At 48.4% G+C, this 17,258-nt stretch carries 13 protein-coding genes; 7 read left to right on the top strand and 6 right to left on the bottom strand.

What is annotated here, in order from left to right; genetic code table 11:
- Positions 1–236: 236 nt before the first annotated feature.
- The 7 genes from FM038_RS19970 (at position 237) to FM038_RS19940 (ending at position 10,474) form a co-directional block, all read left to right on the top strand.
- Positions 237–812: a UPF0149 family protein gene (locus tag FM038_RS19970; RefSeq protein WP_142871518.1), complete on the top strand. Its 576-nt coding sequence runs from the start codon at positions 237–239 to the stop codon at positions 810–812.
- A 112-nt stretch (positions 813–924) separates the two neighbouring features.
- Complete coding sequence (gene ubiH / locus FM038_RS19965; protein WP_185965724.1) at positions 925–2,202, top strand: 2-octaprenyl-6-methoxyphenyl hydroxylase; 1,278 nt, start codon at positions 925–927, stop codon at positions 2,200–2,202.
- Positions 2,203–2,299: 97 nt separating this feature from the next.
- Positions 2,300–3,505, top strand: coding sequence for an FAD-dependent oxidoreductase (locus FM038_RS19960; protein ID WP_142871682.1), 1,206 nt, complete (start codon positions 2,300–2,302; stop codon positions 3,503–3,505).
- A gap of 442 nt (positions 3,506–3,947) precedes the next feature.
- Positions 3,948–5,042 carry a glycine cleavage system aminomethyltransferase GcvT gene (gene gcvT, locus FM038_RS19955; RefSeq protein WP_142871519.1) on the top strand — a complete coding sequence of 365 codons (1,095 nt, stop codon included), beginning with the start codon at positions 3,948–3,950 and terminating at the stop codon, positions 5,040–5,042.
- Positions 5,043–5,087: 45 nt separating this feature from the next.
- Positions 5,088–5,477 (top strand): glycine cleavage system protein GcvH, encoded by a 390-nt coding sequence (gcvH, locus tag FM038_RS19950; RefSeq protein ID WP_142871520.1) that lies wholly within the window; start codon positions 5,088–5,090, stop codon positions 5,475–5,477.
- A 332-nt stretch (positions 5,478–5,809) separates the two neighbouring features.
- The gene (gene gcvP, locus FM038_RS19945; protein ID WP_142871521.1) at positions 5,810–8,710 is read left to right on the top strand and encodes an aminomethyl-transferring glycine dehydrogenase; all 2,901 of its coding nucleotides are present in this window, start codon (positions 5,810–5,812) and stop codon (positions 8,708–8,710) included.
- 1,350 nt (positions 8,711–10,060) lie between these two features.
- Positions 10,061–10,474, top strand: a complete 414-nt coding sequence (locus FM038_RS19940) for a hypothetical protein (RefSeq protein WP_142871522.1) — start codon at positions 10,061–10,063, stop codon at positions 10,472–10,474.
- Between the two features lie 262 nt (positions 10,475–10,736).
- Here the strand turns inward: FM038_RS19940 and FM038_RS19935 are convergent, their stop codons facing one another.
- From FM038_RS19935 to FM038_RS19910, 6 genes are read right to left on the bottom strand one after another with little or no spacing between them, the layout of a single operon-like run.
- Complete coding sequence (locus FM038_RS19935) at positions 10,737–12,449, bottom strand: Na(+)/H(+) antiporter subunit D (RefSeq protein ID WP_142871523.1); 1,713 nt, start codon at positions 12,447–12,449, stop codon at positions 10,737–10,739.
- Complete coding sequence (locus tag FM038_RS19930) at positions 12,436–12,858, bottom strand: hypothetical protein (protein WP_142871524.1); 423 nt, start codon at positions 12,856–12,858, stop codon at positions 12,436–12,438. Before FM038_RS19930 ends, FM038_RS19935 begins: the two co-directional genes overlap by 14 nt.
- Entirely contained in the window at positions 12,848–14,338 is a 1,491-nt protein-coding gene (locus FM038_RS19925) for a monovalent cation/H+ antiporter subunit D family protein (protein ID WP_142871525.1), read from the bottom strand. The genes FM038_RS19930 and FM038_RS19925 overlap by 11 nt, the downstream gene beginning before the upstream one ends.
- Positions 14,335–15,813, bottom strand: a complete 1,479-nt coding sequence (locus FM038_RS19920; protein ID WP_142871526.1) for a monovalent cation/H+ antiporter subunit D family protein — start codon at positions 15,811–15,813, stop codon at positions 14,335–14,337. Before FM038_RS19920 ends, FM038_RS19925 begins: the two co-directional genes overlap by 4 nt.
- Positions 15,807–16,175 carry a cation:proton antiporter subunit C gene (locus tag FM038_RS19915; protein ID WP_126507455.1) on the bottom strand — a complete coding sequence of 123 codons (369 nt, stop codon included), beginning with the start codon at positions 16,173–16,175 and terminating at the stop codon, positions 15,807–15,809. Before FM038_RS19915 ends, FM038_RS19920 begins: the two co-directional genes overlap by 7 nt.
- On the bottom strand, positions 16,156–17,256 hold the full coding sequence (locus tag FM038_RS19910) for a Na(+)/H(+) antiporter subunit B (protein ID WP_142871527.1): 1,101 nt from the start codon (positions 17,254–17,256) through the stop codon (positions 16,156–16,158). Before FM038_RS19910 ends, FM038_RS19915 begins: the two co-directional genes overlap by 20 nt.
- Positions 17,257–17,258 lie beyond the last annotated feature (2 nt).

Below are 17,258 nucleotides of genomic sequence, written 5' to 3'. Positions count from 1 at the left end.
AAGATTAGATTAAATGTTGTTTAGATAGACAGGGTTGCTGTATTTATAAACATTTAGTTGGATTTTTGTAGGAGCTGCTTTAGCTGCGAGATGTGTATTTTTCCTCCTTCCCGGCTAAAGCAGGTCCTACAATTGAGTGTAATGCTAGCAACTCACTCCTACGCCCTTGTTTAATTTGGCCGAACGTCCCACTTCTGCTAGCATGGGCTGAGTATTTTCAGCCTGTGGAAACAGTTATGGCAACCCCTCCTTCTCTCCGTATCGATAATATAGCGGCTGCTTTAGATGCTGCCGAAATTGGCCAGACTCCGGTCGAAGTTCATGGCGCCTTAGTAGGCATTATTTGTGGCGGTGTGGAGCAATCGAAAGCGGCTTGGGCTAAACCACTGTTAGAGTTAATGAACGATGGCCAGCTGCTGCCTGACAGTTTACAGTCACTGCTTGAAGAGTTGTATCAAGACACCCTAAGCCGAATTACCGATGTCGATTTTGGTTTCACGCCTATGTTGCCAGAAGAGGAAGAGCCGCTGTCAAAGCGAGTTGAGGCCTTGTCATTATGGGTACAAAGCTTCCTGACTGGCATTGCCATGGTGCAGCCTAAGATTAGTAAAGCGTCTGCCGATGTGCAGGAAGTGATCAAAGATATGGCCGAGATCGCGCTGGTCGAATTTGACGTGTCCGATGATGATGAGTCTGAAGCGGCTTATATGGAGCTGATGGAATTTGCCAAAATGGCGGCGCTGCTTTGTTATGCAGAGTTTGGTCCCGATTTGACTGATCCAAATCAAACCGAAGCTAACGTAATCCATTAAACTAGCTGACGCTCTTCTAGGTTTACATCCTATATAGTAAACCTACACCCTTTATACATCTAGCTGCCGAGGCGAAGTGATTCGCTTCGCTTTGGTACATTAGAGAACACAGATGACAGCGGATACAGAACAACAGGTTACAAGACCAATGTCTCAAAATGCAGACTCTCAACAGGTGGATGTGGCGATTGTCGGTGGCGCGATGGCCGGAGCGACATTGGCACTTGGGTTTCAGCAATTAGCTCACGAGTTAAATAGACCTATCAAGGTTGCCCTTATCGAGGCGCATAAGCCTGGCAATGAACACCCAGGGTTCGACGCCCGCTCTATTGCCATTGCCCACGGTTCTATTTTCGAGCTTAAACGGCTCGGTCTCTGGTCTAAATTGGCTCATCTTGGCACTGCGATTGAAAACATTCATATCTCAGATCGTGGTCACTTTGGTATGACTGAGCTTAACGCTAGCGACTTTCATCTTAAATATCTTGGCCAAGTGATTGAACTTGAGCGTGTCGGTCAGGTGCTATTTAAGCAAGTTGAAGCCAGTGATATTGAGCTCTATTGTCCGGCTAAATTGAAAGATATTGAGGCGAAGAGTGAGCATCAGCTATTAACTTTAGATGATGGTACGCAAATTCAGGCCAAGCTGGTCGTTGCTGCAGACGGAGTTAATTCCAAAGTTAGACAGGCCTTTAAACAACCGCTTGAACAAGTAGATTTCGAGCAAGTGGCACTGGTTGCCAATGTCGAAACCGCTAAAGAGCACTGCAATTGGGCGTTCGAGCGATTCACCAATAGCGGACCACTAGCCGTATTGCCACTGTCACCGCTTAATGGAAAAACTCGAGTGTCTTTAGTCTGGGCACTGAATCCGAGCGAAGCTGCGCGCTTGCAAACCGTATCGAAACAGGCATTTCTCACTGAACTACAAGCCGCCTTTGGCTCCCGCGCGGGACAATTTACTGGCGTTGGCGAGCGTGTCTCTTATCCTTTGTTACTGTCGCATATGCCAAGGCCTATTTACCATCGCACCGTCTTTATCGGTAATGCAGCGCAAACCTTGCATCCGATTGCCGGGCAAGGTTTTAACCTAGGACTGCGCGATGTCGTCAGCTTATTGGACGTGGTTAAGCAGACTTTGCTCGCTGAAGACTCGATTGAAGAAGTGGCAGATCTTGGCTCGGCCAAACTGACACACAGTTATTTGCAGAGCCGTGAGAGCGACAGAAACGCCACCATGAATAATATCGAGTGTTTAGTGCGCGGTTTTTCTAACGATTATTGGCCATTAGTCGCCGGGCGCAGTTTCGGCTTAAGGCTACTGTCTTGGGTGCCACCATTAAAAGCACCTGTGGTTAGAACGGCCATGGGCTGGAAGTCGCTCAGCTAATGCTTACAGCTATTTACAAGATCAATACGAATTTAATATAACGCTCTAGACCTTAAGTGAAGGAAGTAACATGCACACAAACTCAAACTCAAGTGCAATGCAAACCTATGATGTCGCAATTATCGGCGGCGGTATGGTGGGATTAGCCACCGCTATCGGCCTGGCAATGGACGAACTTCGCGTGGTGGTTATCGACGCCGGTGAGACCCAAGCCGTAACTGGAGATGCTAAATTACGCGTCAGTGCCATCAATAAGGCGAGTCAACGCTTACTGCAAAACTTAGGGGCCTGGAGCTATATCGACAGTGAGCGCAGCAGTCCTTATCAAAAAATGGAAGTCTGGGATAAAGACAGCTTAGGCAAGATAGGTTTCGACGCCCACAGCTTAAGCGAAGAATACTTGGGCAGTATTATCGAAAATGCCAACATCAGCTTTGCTCTGGCGAAACGTGTCAGCGAATTTGATGAGATCACCCATCTTGAAAACCAGAGATTAGACAAAATAGCCTTCGGCGAGCGCGAAGCTTGGCTGACATTAGATAATGGCGACAATATCAGTGCGGCATTAGTCATAGGTGCCGATGGTGCCAACTCTTGGGTGCGCGAACAGTGTAAGATCCCCATGACCTTCTGGGATTACGGTCATCATGCCATCGTTGCCAGCATTCGCACTGAAATTCCTCATCAAGACACAGCCCGTCAGGTGTTCCTTAAAGATGGCCCCTTAGCTTTCTTACCCTTATATGAAAATAATTTGTGTTCCATCGTTTGGTCGGTGCCCCCCGCTAAGGCCAAGCAACTGCTCGCGGCCGACAAGCAAGAGTTTGAGCGCACCTTAACCGCTGAGTTTGATGGGCGCATGGGGATGTGTTCGCTTGAATGTGAGCCACAAGCGTTCCCACTACGAATGCGTTATGCCCGACATTTTGCCCGTCATCGTCTGTTATTGGCTGGGGATGCGGCGCACACCATACATCCCTTAGCGGGGCAGGGGGTCAATCTGGGTTTCCTCGATGCTGCAGCCATTATTCAAACCATTACCGAGCTTAAGCAAGAGGGTAAAGATATAGGCGATTACAGTCACTTGCGTGCACTTGAGCGCTGGCGTAAAGCCGATGCGTTAGAGATGATTGCCGCAATGGAAGGCTTTAAACGGTTATTCGAAGGTAGCAACCCAGTTAAGAAAGCGTTGCGGGATTTTGGTCTTAATTTCGTCGATAATCTTTCTCCTGTGAAAACACTGTTTATGCAACAGGCGATGGGTAATAAAAACAGCCTGCCTAAGCTGTGCAAGCAAGATTAAATCATTGGCTGTATTACTCGAATAAAACCTGACTTTTCAGTGGCTTGTTATTTATCATGCGACAAACTTTTTTTATGTGTTAAAAAATGACATGTTTAACATGAGAAAAAGTAATGACAAAAGGCTTCGGATTAGAAAATTCTTTTGTATACAAAGCGGTGACGCAAGGTATAATTTCGCCGCATTTTAGTACCTATGAGATTTCAAGCTGAAACTCATAAATGCAATTTTATCTAACGCAATTTTTGCAAGTATTACGCTAGGCCTATTGCAACAGTAAATAGTGACTCAAGTAATATGTTTGCAGACACACTTTGGCCGTATGTACCCTACGCGAGGTGTTTCTGTTCTGCGGTGCTTCTTATCAATAGACGACGCTAGAACAGAGAGCTGTGTAGTTACGCCAGGTTAGACCCGAAAAGGGCATAATAACGAGATTATAATGGCTAATAAAACTGTACTCTTTAACAAGCACTTAGAATCAGACGCTAAGATGGTAGATTTCCACGGTTGGGATATGCCACTTAACTACGGTTCTCAAATCGAAGAACATCATGCTGTCCGTCAAGACGCTGGTATGTTCGACGTGTCTCACATGACAGTTGTTGATGTGACTGGCACTGACGCCTGTGCTTTCCTACGTAAATTATTAGCGAATGATGTCGCTAAACTTAAGGTGCCGGGTAAAGCACTTTATGGCGGCATGCTAGATCATAACGCTGGCGTGATCGACGACCTCATCACCTATTACCTCACCGATACTCATTACCGCATCGTGGTTAACTCTGCGACTCGCGAAAAAGATCTGGCTTGGATTGCTCAAGAAGTCAAAGGCTTCGACGTGGTGATTTCTGAGCGTCCAGAACTGGCGATGATTGCCGTTCAAGGACCCAACGCTAAAGCCAAAGCCGCGACAGTATTCAATGCTGACCAAAACGCAGCAGTAGAAGGCATGAAGCCTTTCTTCGGCGTACAAGCTGACTCATTATTTATTGCAACCACAGGTTACACAGGCGAAACCGGTTACGAGATCATCGTTCCTGAAAACGAAGCCGAAGCTCTGTGGCAGGCACTGCTTGAAGCTGGCGTTAAGCCATGTGGCCTTGGCGCACGTGACACCCTACGTTTAGAAGCTGGCATGAACCTTTACGGCCTAGATATGGACGAAACGGTTAATCCGTTAGCGGCTAACATGGGCTGGACTATTGCTTGGGAGCCGGAAGAACGTAACTTCAACGGTCGCGAAGCACTCACAGCGATCAAGGCTGCGGGCACCGAAAAGATGGTGGGTCTTATCATGGAAGCCAAAGGCGTTATTCGCCCAGGCATGGCCGTGTTCTTCAATGACGCCGATGGTGTTGAGCAGAAAGGCACGATTACCAGCGGTACATTCTCGCCAACATTAGGCTATTCTATTGCGATGGCGCGAGTACCTAAAAGTATCTCAGATACGGCTGAAGTCGAAATGCGTAAGAAGCGCGTTGCTGTAAAAGTGATCAAACCAAGCTTCGTACGTAACGGCAAGCAAGCCTTTTAGTCTTATTAATACAGAATTAGAACAATAGATTAAGGATAAATAACAATGAGCAATATCCCAGCTGAATTGAAATACGCCTCTTCACACGAGTGGATCCGCAAAGAGGAAGACGGTAGCTACACAATCGGTATCAGTGAGCACGCACAAGAGCTTCTAGGTGACATGGTATTTATTGAGCTTCCAGAAGTGGGTGATGATGTCACCGCTGGTGAAGATTGTGCAGTCGCTGAGTCTGTAAAGGCAGCATCTGATATCTACGCACCTATCTCTGGTGAAGTACTGGCAATTAACGAAGCATTGGAAGATTCTCCAGAGCTAGTTAATAGCGATGCATTTGGTGACGGCTGGTTCTTCCGCGTTATGCCAACTGACACGGCTGAAATTGAAAACTTGCTTGATGCCGAAGGCTATCAAGCAGTGATCGACGAAGAGTAAGAACGCGTCGATACCCAAGCCTCAACTCATTACCGGTTGGGGCTTTGTTTTTTATATTGAAAAGTATATAGGTAAGAATATAGCTAAGTGACTTTTAACTCATGGTTAGGTGTAAGAAGCTAGGTGCTAGGTGCTAGGTGCTAGGTGCTAGGTGCTAGGTGCTAGGTGCTAGGTACTTACAGCTTAAAGACATTGATGGAAGTTATTCAGCTATATGTACATGTACCAAACACCACTTTGTTATTAAACAATACCATTATAAATAATACAACGAGACCGGTAGCTTAGCCCCCCTACAGGCGGATACTGGCAAATATGGAATTAGGTTTATCATGACCACTAAAACGCTTACTACGCTTGAGCAACACGATCGTTTTATCGGCCGCCACATCGGCCCTGATAGCGAGCAACGTCAAGAGATGTTGAACTTTGTTGGCGCAGAATCATTAGACGATCTGACTAATCAGATCGTCCCTGAGTCGATTCTTCTTAACCGTGATGTTGCCGTTGGCGACAGTGTTAGCGAAGCCGAAGGTTTGGCGTATATTCGTCAAATAGCGGATAAGAACAAGGTATTTAAGAGCTACATCGGCATGGGTTACTACGGTACGGAAGTCCCGTCAGTTATCCTGCGTAATGTGTTCGAAAATCCAGGCTGGTACACAGCTTATACTCCATATCAGCCAGAGATCGCCCAAGGTCGTCTTGAAGCTATTCTTAACTTCCAGCAGCTGTCGATGGACCTAACCGGTCTTGACCTAGCTTCTGCTTCACTGCTCGATGAAGCCACAGCTGCCGCAGAAGCGATGGCGCTGGCTAAGCGTGTATCTAAAGCTAAGAAAGCCAATATCTTCTTTGTTGCCAACGATGTGTTTCCACAGACTTTGGATGTTATCAAGACACGCGCCGAGTGTTTTGGTTTTGAAGTCATCGTAGGCCCAGCATCAGATGCGGTTAACTATGAATTGTTTGGTGCGCTATTTCAGTACACCAACAAGTATGGTGAGATAAGCGATCATACTGAGTTATTTGCTGCACTGAAGGCTAAGAAAGCGGTTGTATCAGTTGCCGCCGACATCATGTCGTTGGTCCTGCTTAAATCACCAGGCTCAATGGGCGCCGATGTGGTATTTGGTAGTGCACAGCGTTTTGGTGTTCCAATGGGCTTTGGTGGTCCACACGCAGCATTCTTCGTCTCGCGTGACGCTCACAAACGTTCATTGCCTGGTCGTATTATCGGTGTATCACAAGATACTCGCGGTAACCGCGCCCTACGTATGGCGATGCAGACTCGTGAGCAACATATCCGCCGCGAAAAAGCCAACTCAAACATCTGTACTGCTCAAGTATTGCTAGCGAACATGGCTTCTTTCTACGCCGTATTCCATGGCCCACAAGGTCTTAAAGTTATCGCAGAGCGCATCAACCGTTTAGCCGATATTCTTGGTGCTGGTCTAACAGCCAAAGGCGTTGAGTTAGTCAATAGTACTTGGTTCGATACGTTATCGATTAAAGGCCTAGATGCAGCCGCTATAAAGACTCGCTCTGAAGCCCAAGGCGTAAACCTGCGTATCGACAACGACGGCATTCTCGGTGTCAGTTTTGCTGAAACGACCACCCGCGCCGATGTTGCTCAGTTGTTCGATATCATATTAGGTGAAGGCCATGGACTCGATGTTACGGCACTTGATGCGCAAATCGTTACAGCGGTAGCCGCTTCTGGTAGTCAATCGATTCCAGCGGCGCTAGTCCGTAAAGATGCTATTCTGACTCACCCAACGTTCAACCGCTACCACAGCGAAACCGAGATGATGCGTTACATCAAGCGTCTCGAGAACAAAGATCTCGCGCTTAACCACTCAATGATATCTTTAGGCTCATGTACCATGAAGCTTAACGCTGCGACTGAGATGATGCCGGTAAGCTGGGCTGAGTTTGGCAACATGCACCCATTCTGCCCACAAGACCAAGCTCTGGGTTATGCTCAGCTGGTAAGCGAGCTGTCTGAGTGGTTAGTGGATATCACAGGTTATGATGCGGTATCACTGCAGCCAAACTCTGGTGCGCAAGGCGAGTATGCTGGCCTGCTAGCCATTAAGCAGTACCACGAGTCTCGTGGTGATGCTCACCGAAATATTTGTTTGATCCCACAATCTGCCCATGGGACTAACCCAGCTTCTGCGCAGCTTGCAGGCATGAAGATCGTCGTTACCGCTTGTGATAAAGAGGGTAACATCGATATGGAAGATCTGAAGGCGAAGGCAGCTGAAGTTGCTGATAACCTATCTTGCATCATGGTGACCTACCCATCGACTCACGGCGTATACGAAGAGACTATCGGTGAGATCTGTGAAGTTATCCATCAGTATGGCGGTCAGGTTTACCTTGATGGTGCCAACATGAACGCTCAGGTAGCGTTAACTTCACCTGGCTTTATCGGTGCAGATGTATCACACCTTAACCTACACAAGACCTTTGCTATCCCACACGGTGGTGGCGGACCAGGTATGGGCCCAATCGGTGTTAAAAAGCATCTTGCGCCATTCCTATCGGGTCATGCAGTGGTTAAGCATGGTCTTGAGTCTGACAACAATGGTGCAGTTTCTGCAGCGCCATACGGCAGCGCAAGTATCTTGGCTATCACTTGGATGTATATCAAGTTACTAGGTAAGCAGGGGCTTAAAGAGTCGACTCAGATGGCACTGCTTAACGCCAACTACATGATGAAGAAACTCTCTGAGCATTACCCAATCCTTTACACCGGCCGTAATAACCGTGTCGCACATGAGTGCATTATCGATCTACGTCCGTTGAAGGAATCTTCAGGTGTGACTGAGATGGATATTGCTAAGCGTCTGAACGATTACGGTTTCCACGCGCCAACCATGAGCTTCCCAGTTGCAGGTACGCTGATGATTGAGCCTACTGAATCTGAGTCAAAAGTTGAGCTAGATAGATTTATCGAAGCGATGATCTCAATTCGCGGCGAAGCAGCCCGCGTTGAATCAGGTGAGTGGCCAGCGGACAACAACCCGCTACACAATGCGCCGCATACACTGGCTGATATCATGGACCCAGAGTTTGACTCTCGTCCATACAGCCGTGAGACTGCTGTGTTCCCAACGGCGGCGGTTAAGCTTAATAAGTTCTGGCCAACGGTTAACCGTATCGATGATGTGTATGGTGACAGAAATCTTTTCTGTGCCTGCATCCCAATCGCCGACTACGAGTAAATGACTACTTAACCTCGGTAATACTGCTTCAGCCTCAGGTTTTCGCTGCTCATTGACAATAGTCAACTCCGCGGCGAAAACCATTGGCTTCCTTGTCTTACCATCGGCAGTAACGTCATTTATTGCTGCTTGGGCTTGATAATACTGCCTTAGTTTAACGTTTTCGCACATCTCGTAATAAGGAGTTTGACTGGAGTCAACTCCGCGGCGAAAGCGTCAAACTTCATTGTCTTATCATCGCCAGCGACGCAATTATGATGAAACGCACCCTTAGTGGTGCGTTTTTTGTACATGGAGGTAGTTATCCCCGATCGCAGGGAAAGCGATGGAGTGGGATTTATTGGGCGGGGTAATGCGGCGAAAACTATCGGCTTCCATTCTTGTAGTAAAGAGTTATCGTCGGCAGTTACGTCATTCTGGTAGGGCTTTTAGGTCCGTCTTTTCGGCATGCTTGTTGGCCGGAATCTATTCTTTTTATGTAGGAGCGGCTTTAGCCGCGAAGTGATTAAAGCGAACCCCTAGTGGTTCGTTTTTTTATGCTCTTTAACCCGTCATCCCGGTGATGCTTTTAGCCGGGATCTATGCTTTTTTCTTATGGCCTGTCGGCCACTAACGTCGTGAAATTCCATTCCACACCAGGGCAAGGAGGACTGCTCGTCCTCGCCCTCCTTGCATCCACCCTAACGCCCCGGCGAAGTTGTCTTCCTCTGGTCTTTTTTGAAAATAGCTAACGCTTCCGATGGGGTGTCCATGCCCCCCGAAAACTAGCCCACATCCGTGTGGGGCTTACGCTATTTTCTGCGAAGAACTTCGGCAACTTCCAACGGGGAATATTGTAACCTGCGGCGGTATTTGGAACGGATGGACTACGACCCTTTTATCTCGTTTGCAATTCAGGCTGGCCACGACCATCATTCCGGTGTGCTTGTTGGCTGGAACCTGACCTCCAAGTATGGAGGAAATGTCGAATGATGTATGGAACATCATCGACGGGCTTTTGATGTAGGAGCGGCTTTTGATGTAGGAGCGGCTTTAGCTGCGAAGTGATCAAAGCGAACCCTAAGTGGTTCGCTTTTTTGTACATAGCAGGAAGTGTTCTAGATACATCTTCTGCGTCACTGTAGGTCAGAGGTAGTTATCCCCGATCGCAGGGATTGCGATGGACAGGAAAGGGGGTTTAGCCATCACTTCAGCAATGCTTGTGGGCTGGAGCCTAGCGCCTTATTCTTTTATTCTGTCATCCCAGCAATGCTTGTTGGCCGGGATCTAGTCCTTTTATTTTTTATTGCATCTCAGATCGTTAGCGAGCAGAATCACCTTAGTAATCGTAATGAGCAACGGGATCTTTCCATGCTAGAAGATATTGAGGGACTGACTGTAGAGCAGTTACAGCAGAGCTTGCCGATCACGATTGGGGCAGATCCTCGCTTCTCAAAATCACTCAAGCCACTGTTGCGTCAGTTGGAGATGTGGATCAACTTTCAGGCGCTCAAAGCGGATTGGTATGGTGATGACAATTTTATCCTCTCTTTTGATTTTACTCTGGTCAGGTCATTGGAGGAGAAACAACTGACGGCTGATAGTTGGGTGGTGGAGACAGGCTACGCGTATCATTATGAAAGCAGTAATTTGACGACGATAGCTTTTATTGCGATTGATGATTTGGTACGGGATGGCGCTGGTATTGAACAGGAGATAAAAGCCAGATTGACTGCTGTAGCCAATACTATTGCAGTGCAGCATGGGTTGTTGGCTTTGGAATAAATGACTACTTGGCCTAGGTAATACTGCTTCAGCCTCAGTTTTTCGCTGCTCATTGACAACAGTCAACTCCGCGGCGAAAGTCATCGGCTTCTTTCTTGTAATAGAGAGTTACCATCGGCAGTAACGTCATTTTGGCTTCTGAATGGGATCTCTCTGGATAAGAGTCTGCCCCATTAAAAAAAACGACCCACATCCCCCAATGCAAGTCGCCCTAATTCAATGCTTTCTACAAGAGCCCTTTACTCAAGCCCTATCTAAAAACCTAAGCCATCAACTTATTCACAAACCCGATAAACAGATAAGACGCTAGCAGCACGCCTACCCAGAGCACCATATTGCCTGCAGGGTATGAGCCTGACAGCAGGCCACCTAGCCCTTTATGCTTGCTAGCAATAAAGCGTTGGCATTGGCTCCATTTTCCAAGTACCGCGTTGCGAAGTGCGCCGTCTGCTTTCCAAATGGCCGCAAACACTCTGGCAAGCACATTGGGAATGGCGCGCCTGTAGATCCAATCCACATCTAAGTTGGTCGAGCGCAGCTCTGGCGGATACATCCCTCTGATATTTAACCAAACGAACGCTAAGGCTGAGAACAGCAGCAACTGAGTTTGTGCTAATACGTGGGTCGCATCATATGGGTTGTAACCCGTATCGTATGGCAGCAGCGAGTATAGCGCCGCAGGGTAGATACCGATGGCAATACAGAGGCTGGCGGCGATAAACATCGCGAACAACATATTGCGAGGTGGATCGCTGGCGCGTAGGCCTGAGTCGTGGGCGAAGAAGGCAAAGTAGGGGATCTTAATCCCAGCATGATGGAACACGCCCGCAGAGGCGAACAGTAGCATCAACCAGATCCAGTCATAACCGTTTTCAAGGGCTGCAGACATCACCATAGATTTGCTGACAAAACCACTGAACAGCGGGAAGGCTGAGATAGAGGCCGCGCCTACGATACAGAGTATCGTGGTTTTGGGCATGGTTTTATACAGGCCGCCCAGATCTGAGCCGTTAATTCTGCCCGTCATATGTAATACTGCGCCCATGCTCATAAACAGCAGGCCTTTAAAGATCACATCGTTAAATGCATGTGCAATCGCGCCGTTTATGGCCAGAGCAGTACCGATACCAATACCGACCACCATAAAGCCCACCTGGTTTATCAGGCTGTAGGCCAATACTCTACGGAGATCATTTTCGATTACTGCAAAGAAGATTGGGAAGCAGGTCATGGCTGCGCCAATGTACACTAAAAGCTCGGTGCCTGGGTAGGCGCGCGCCAGTGCATATACGGCTACCTTAGTGGTAAATGCACTAAGCAGAACTGTCCCGGTTGGCGTTGCTTCTGGATAGGCATCGGTGAGCCAGTTATGGGCAAAGGGAAACGCACATTTAATGCCAAAGGCGATCAATATTAGCCAGCCAGCAATGCTGTCTAGACCAATATAGCCAAAGGCCAGAGAGCCTGTGTCAGCGGCATAAAACAGTGCGCCTACCAATAAGATGACGCCTGATAGCACTTGAATGATCAGGTAGCGCATACCGGCATGATAAGCGCGGGAGGTTCTGCGCGCCCAGATCAAAAATACCGAGGTAAATGCCAGTAACTCCCAGAATACAAATAGCGTCAGCAGATCGCCGGCAAATACCGCGCCCAGTGCACTACCTGCATAGAGCATGGCAGCGACCTGTTGTACGGTATCTTTGACATGCAGCGAGTAGATAATGGAGATGAATGCGGCTATATGAAATACATAGCCAAACATCAGGCTCAGTTTGTCAGCGCGATAGGGTACCAACTCATAATCTAAAAATGCTATCTGCAGATGAATGCCTTCAGGCACAGTCCACAGGTGCATTGCGCTAATGACTGGAATGGCCACCATTATTGCACCGCGTATTTTGCCCCGGGTCAGTGCAGCAATAAGCCCGCCTATAAAGAACAGGGTAAAGGGCGGTATCTCAAGCATCCACATTGTGATCACCTATTTTTTTGTTTTCAGTCTGATTGCTTGCACCCTTGTGGGTGTTTTCATCATTGTTTTTTTCTAAATGCTCTTGGTCATGATCGTCATCAGGATGGTCGCAACCTTTGTCATCACTCTTGTCGTAATAGTCCTCTGAGCGCATCAGAAAGGTTCGCATCCAGCTAGCGATGACCACCAAGACTACACAGCCGACAAAGCCATAGATGGGGTAGAAGGCGGGTAGGTTTTCCCAGCTATGATAGACATGGCGATTGATAACAAAATCAAGCACCACGACGAGAACACAGCAGGCATAGAAAATATTCATAACCCACTTGGTATTTTTGGGATTATCAAAGAAGTACTGCTTGTCATCTTTCTCGTCACTTTTCTCGTTATTGCTCTTGTTAATGTCCATGGCTGACTCCAGGTACAGTTAAGATGGTTTTGGCCAACTCATAGAGGGGCTGTGGATAGATGAACAAGATAAGGCAACCTAAGGTGGTGACAGCTATCGCGACTAATGAGATTAGCGGCGCTTCCTTGACCCCAGCCTTTTCTGCTGGGTGTCCCTTGCCTGGGAAAAATGCATGGTAGGGAATAGGCAGTAGGTAGGCGATATTGAGCAGTGAGCTCACCATCAGCACCATCATAATGACCCAGTAACCTGTCTCAATGGTGCCCATCAACAGGAACCACTTACTCCAAGTACCGCCTGCTGGTGGCACGCCAATAATACTCAAACTAGCGATAAAAAAGGCTGCCATGGTGACTGGCATAGTAAAGCCCAGACCGCGCATTTCGCTGACTTTCGATTTATGGGTTGCCACCAAAATAGCGCCAGCACAGAAGAACAGGGTGATCTTGCCAAAAGCGTGGGTAGCGATGTGCATTGAGCTACCGATAACCCCTGATGAGGTGGCTAGCAGTGCGCCTATGGTGATATAGCCCAGCTGGCTTATCGTAGAGTAAGCAAGCCGTGCTTTCAGGTTGTCTTGACGCATCGCAACTATCGAGGCGAGCAGCACAGATGCGCCCGCTAGATAGAGCAGGAACTCGGTTGTCGGCAGGGTTGGCAGTAGCTCGATACCAAAGATAAACACACAGACCTTTAATATGGTAAATACCCCAGCCTTAACGACTGCAACCGCGTGAAGCAGGGCGCTCACCGGTGTTGGCGCGACCATAGCGGCGGGTAGCCAGCGATGGAACGGCATGATCGCCGCTTTACCGATACCAAATACAAACAACACCAGTATTGCGCCCACTAAGCTGGTATCGACATTGTCACCAAATACACCGCCAGGGGTGAAGTCCAGGGTGCCGGCCACAAACCAGGTTAAGATTATCGCCAGTAGGAAAAAGGCGATAGAGGTGCCGAGCAAGATACCTAAATAAACTCGCCCGCCCTGCTTGGCCTTTTCGGTACCTGCATGGGTCACTAAAGGATAGGTGGACAGGGTTAATACTTCATAGAAGATAAACAGGGTAAATAGGTTGGCCGAAAATGCCAGCCCCATCACCGCGCTTATGGCTAATGCGAAGCAGAGGTAGAAACGGGTTTGGTTATCCTCCCCGTGGCCACGCATATAGCCGATGGCGTAAAGGGTGGTGATGAGCCAGAGAAAGCTGGCAATGAGGGCGAATAGCATGCCTAGTGGCTCAACCGCAAAGCTGACCTCTAGGCCTGGCATCAATTGCCACCAAAACACCTCGATAGAGGCTCCAGCGCTTAGCCCTTGATATAGGTTTATCACACAAAAGAGCACCGCAAGGCTGAAACTTATGGTGACAGCCTCACGAAGGTTGGGATGTTTTCCCGTTGCCACGATCGCCAGAGTGGCAAGCAGAGGCAAGATAATGGTTAGCTGCAGTAACAGCTCCAAAGATAGATTCATGGGGTAATTCCAAACAAGCTTTGAGAAGCCGCCTGTGCCACCTGCACACTAAGACGGGTATCGATGCCAAAATAGATATTGGCCAGTACCAATGCCCAGATTGGGGCAAGGAAGGTCCAAGGCGCTTCCTGCACCGCTTCACGACCCGGTAGAGGGGGCTTAAAGTAGGCAATCTCAACGATGCGCCAGATATAAAGCACAGCCAGTAGTGAGCCCAGTAACACCAGTACTGCTACCGGCCACATTCCCACCTCTACGGCGGCAACAAGCAGGTACCATTTGCTGACAAACCCGACAGTCAAAGGCACGCCAATCAAACTCAACCCAGCGACAACGATGGCTGCCATTGTGAGCGGCATCTGTCGTCCCAAGCCTTGGAACTGGCTAAGCTGTACGCTGCCGATGCGGTACATCACAGCGCCTAACGCCAAAAACAGGGCGCTCTTCATCAGGGCGTGGTTAAACAGATGTAGCAGGGTAGCCATAAGCCCAGTGCTGGTGTTTATCGCGAAGCCAATAATCATGTAGCCAACCTGAGCGATGCTCGAATAGGCGAAGATATGTTTGACATTGGTTTTGTATATCGCCGCCGTTGAGGCCGCGAATATTCCGACCAACCCAAGCACCATAAATATGCTCTGCAGCGGCAGGGTGGAGAAGGAAAACTCGATACCAAATACCGTAAAGCTAAGGCGGATCAGTAGGTAAACTGCCACTTTAGTCGCTGTAGCAGCGAGGAATGCGGTCACTATTGAGGGGGCGTAGGCGTAGGCATTTGGTAACCACAGATGCAGTGGGAACAGTGCCAGCTTCAGACAGACGCCGATGATTAAGAAGGCAAATGCGGCAAATACAGTGCGCGTTTGGTTAACCTCTTCAAGCCGATTGGCGAGATCTGCCATATTCAGGGTACCTGTCATCTGGTACAGCAAGCCGATGCCGATCAGAATGAAGGTGGCGCCGATAGTGCCCATGATCAGATACTGATAGGCGGCCCAAAGGGCGCGTCTATCTTTGCCCAAAGCAATCAGGGCGTAGGCTGATAGTGAGGAGATCTCAAGAAATACGAATACATTGAACAGATCTCCAGTGGAGACGATGCCAAACATACCCGTTATTGATAGTAGATACAGGCTATAAAAGAGCGTGTGGCGATCTGCTGGTAGCTCTTTTTGAATACTGGTATGGGCTGCAAACAGCACTACCGTACCGACAGCTGAGATGATCAGCAGCAGAAGGGCGTTGAGCTCATCGATGCGATACTCGATCCCCCAAGGGGCATCCCACCCGCCGAGTTGATAGATAATGGTGCCAGAGGACATCACCTCTTGCAGTAGAAATATGCTATTGAGGCAGGTAAAAGCGCAAACCAATAGGGCAAATAGCCACACTAGCTTAGAGCGGTTTAGGAACCAGCATAAAGGCGCTGCCATCAGCGGCACAATAACTTGTAAAATAGGCAGATGGGCTAGCACGATGTTTTATCCTCAGTGAGCTGATCTTGAATTTGAATCTCATCCTCCTCGATTGAGCCATATGACTCTTTGATTCTTACGACCAGTGCGAGACCGAGCGCCGTCGTTGCAATACCAACCACAATCGCGGTGAGAATAAGTACATGAGGGAGGGGGTTAGAGTAGCGAGCCACACCTTCAGCCAAGATGGGGGCGCTACCGCTATCGACATTGCCCATACTGATGTAAAAGATAAAAACCGAAGTCTGAAAAATCGTTAAACCAACCAATTTTTTGATCAGGTTGCCATGGGCGATAACGATATAGAAACCGATCATCATCAGCAGTACCACTATCCAGTAGTTATAGAGTCCTAGTAGCATTACTCTCCCCTTTTTGTTCAGTGCTGTTGAGTTCAGTAGCGTCTAGTTCAGGACTGTTTATTAGCTCAGGACTGTTTATTAGCTCAGGGCTGTTTATTAGCTCAAGGCTGCTCTGCTCAGTAGCGTGCTGTTGTGCTTCTCTGCGGCCTGCAAAGTTGAAAAAGATAATGATCATCACCGCAGTGACGGTGAAGCCAACACCCAGTTCGATCAGCAGAATGCCTAAGTGCTGACCAGCAATAGGGTCGGCAGCGAGTACGTTGTAATCTAAGAAGTTGCCGCCGTTAAATAGCGAGACCACGCCAACGCTGGCGTATAGCAACAAGCCGATAGCAGCGATCAGTTGGATCAAGGACTGATTAAAGACACGCCTTGCGGTGTCTAGTCCAAATAACATGGCATAGAGGATGATCGCAGCGGCAAAAATCACACCCGCTTGAAAACCACCTCCGGGGCCAAAGTCGCCGTGGAACTGCACATAGAGGGCAAACAACAGAATAAAGGGGATCAATATTTTGCTAACGATCCGCAGCACCATATGCTGCTCATGCATCTGATCTTTTTTACTCTCATCGCTGCTCTTATCTAATTGAAGTGACTTGCGGCGTCGGGGCAGTGACAGCAGTGACAGCACACCAATACCGGCAGTAAAGATAACGGCGACCTCACCTAAGGTGTCAAAAGCACGGTAGCTGGCCAGTACTGAGGTGACAATATTGGGTACACCGACCTCCTGCATAGAATCATTAATATAGCGAGGGGCGACATGTTGATGAACCGGGGCGTCGAAACTGCCAAAATAGGGCATATCTAAGGTGCCGTAGATCAGCATTCCACCTGTGATAAATACCACCAGCAGAGCCAGCAGAGGCTTATGACGTTTAGGGGCCTCGGTGCGGCCAGTCATGGTAATGGCTGCCAGCATCAGTAAGCCAGATATACCAGCGCCAACAGCGGCTTCGGTAAAGGCCACATCTACAGCATCTAGCACCACAAAGAAGCTTGCTGATAGTAAGCCGTAGATCCCGGTTAACATTACGACGGCCAACAGATCTTTTGTTCGAACTATGGCGATAGCAATAA

The organism is Shewanella eurypsychrophilus (assembly GCF_007004545.3).
Lineage (GTDB): Bacteria > Pseudomonadota > Gammaproteobacteria > Enterobacterales > Shewanellaceae > Shewanella > Shewanella eurypsychrophilus.
The sequence above is the reverse complement of the archived record's forward strand: the minus strand, read 5'-3'. Positions and strand labels throughout refer to the sequence as shown.

Excerpts from the sequence above, each read along its gene's own strand:
- FM038_RS19970 (WP_142871518.1), top strand. The coding sequence starts at position 237 with ATGGCAACCCCTCCTTCTCTCCGTATCGATAATATAGCGGCTGCTTTA.
- ubiH (WP_185965724.1), top strand. The coding sequence starts at position 925 with ATGACAGCGGATACAGAACAACAGGTTACAAGACCAATGTCTCAAAAT.
- FM038_RS19960 (WP_142871682.1), top strand. The coding sequence starts at position 2,300 with ATGCAAACCTATGATGTCGCAATTATCGGCGGCGGTATGGTGGGATTA.
- gcvT (WP_142871519.1), top strand. The coding sequence starts at position 3,948 with ATGGCTAATAAAACTGTACTCTTTAACAAGCACTTAGAATCAGACGCT.
- gcvH (WP_142871520.1), top strand. The coding sequence starts at position 5,088 with ATGAGCAATATCCCAGCTGAATTGAAATACGCCTCTTCACACGAGTGG.
- gcvP (WP_142871521.1), top strand. The coding sequence starts at position 5,810 with ATGACCACTAAAACGCTTACTACGCTTGAGCAACACGATCGTTTTATC.
- FM038_RS19940 (WP_142871522.1), top strand. The coding sequence starts at position 10,061 with ATGCTAGAAGATATTGAGGGACTGACTGTAGAGCAGTTACAGCAGAGC.
- FM038_RS19935 (WP_142871523.1), bottom strand. The coding sequence starts at position 12,449 with ATGTGGATGCTTGAGATACCGCCCTTTACCCTGTTCTTTATAGGCGGG.
- FM038_RS19930 (WP_142871524.1), bottom strand. The coding sequence starts at position 12,858 with ATGGACATTAACAAGAGCAATAACGAGAAAAGTGACGAGAAAGATGAC.
- FM038_RS19925 (WP_142871525.1), bottom strand. The coding sequence starts at position 14,338 with ATGAATCTATCTTTGGAGCTGTTACTGCAGCTAACCATTATCTTGCCT.
- FM038_RS19915 (WP_126507455.1), bottom strand. The coding sequence starts at position 16,175 with ATGCTACTAGGACTCTATAACTACTGGATAGTGGTACTGCTGATGATG.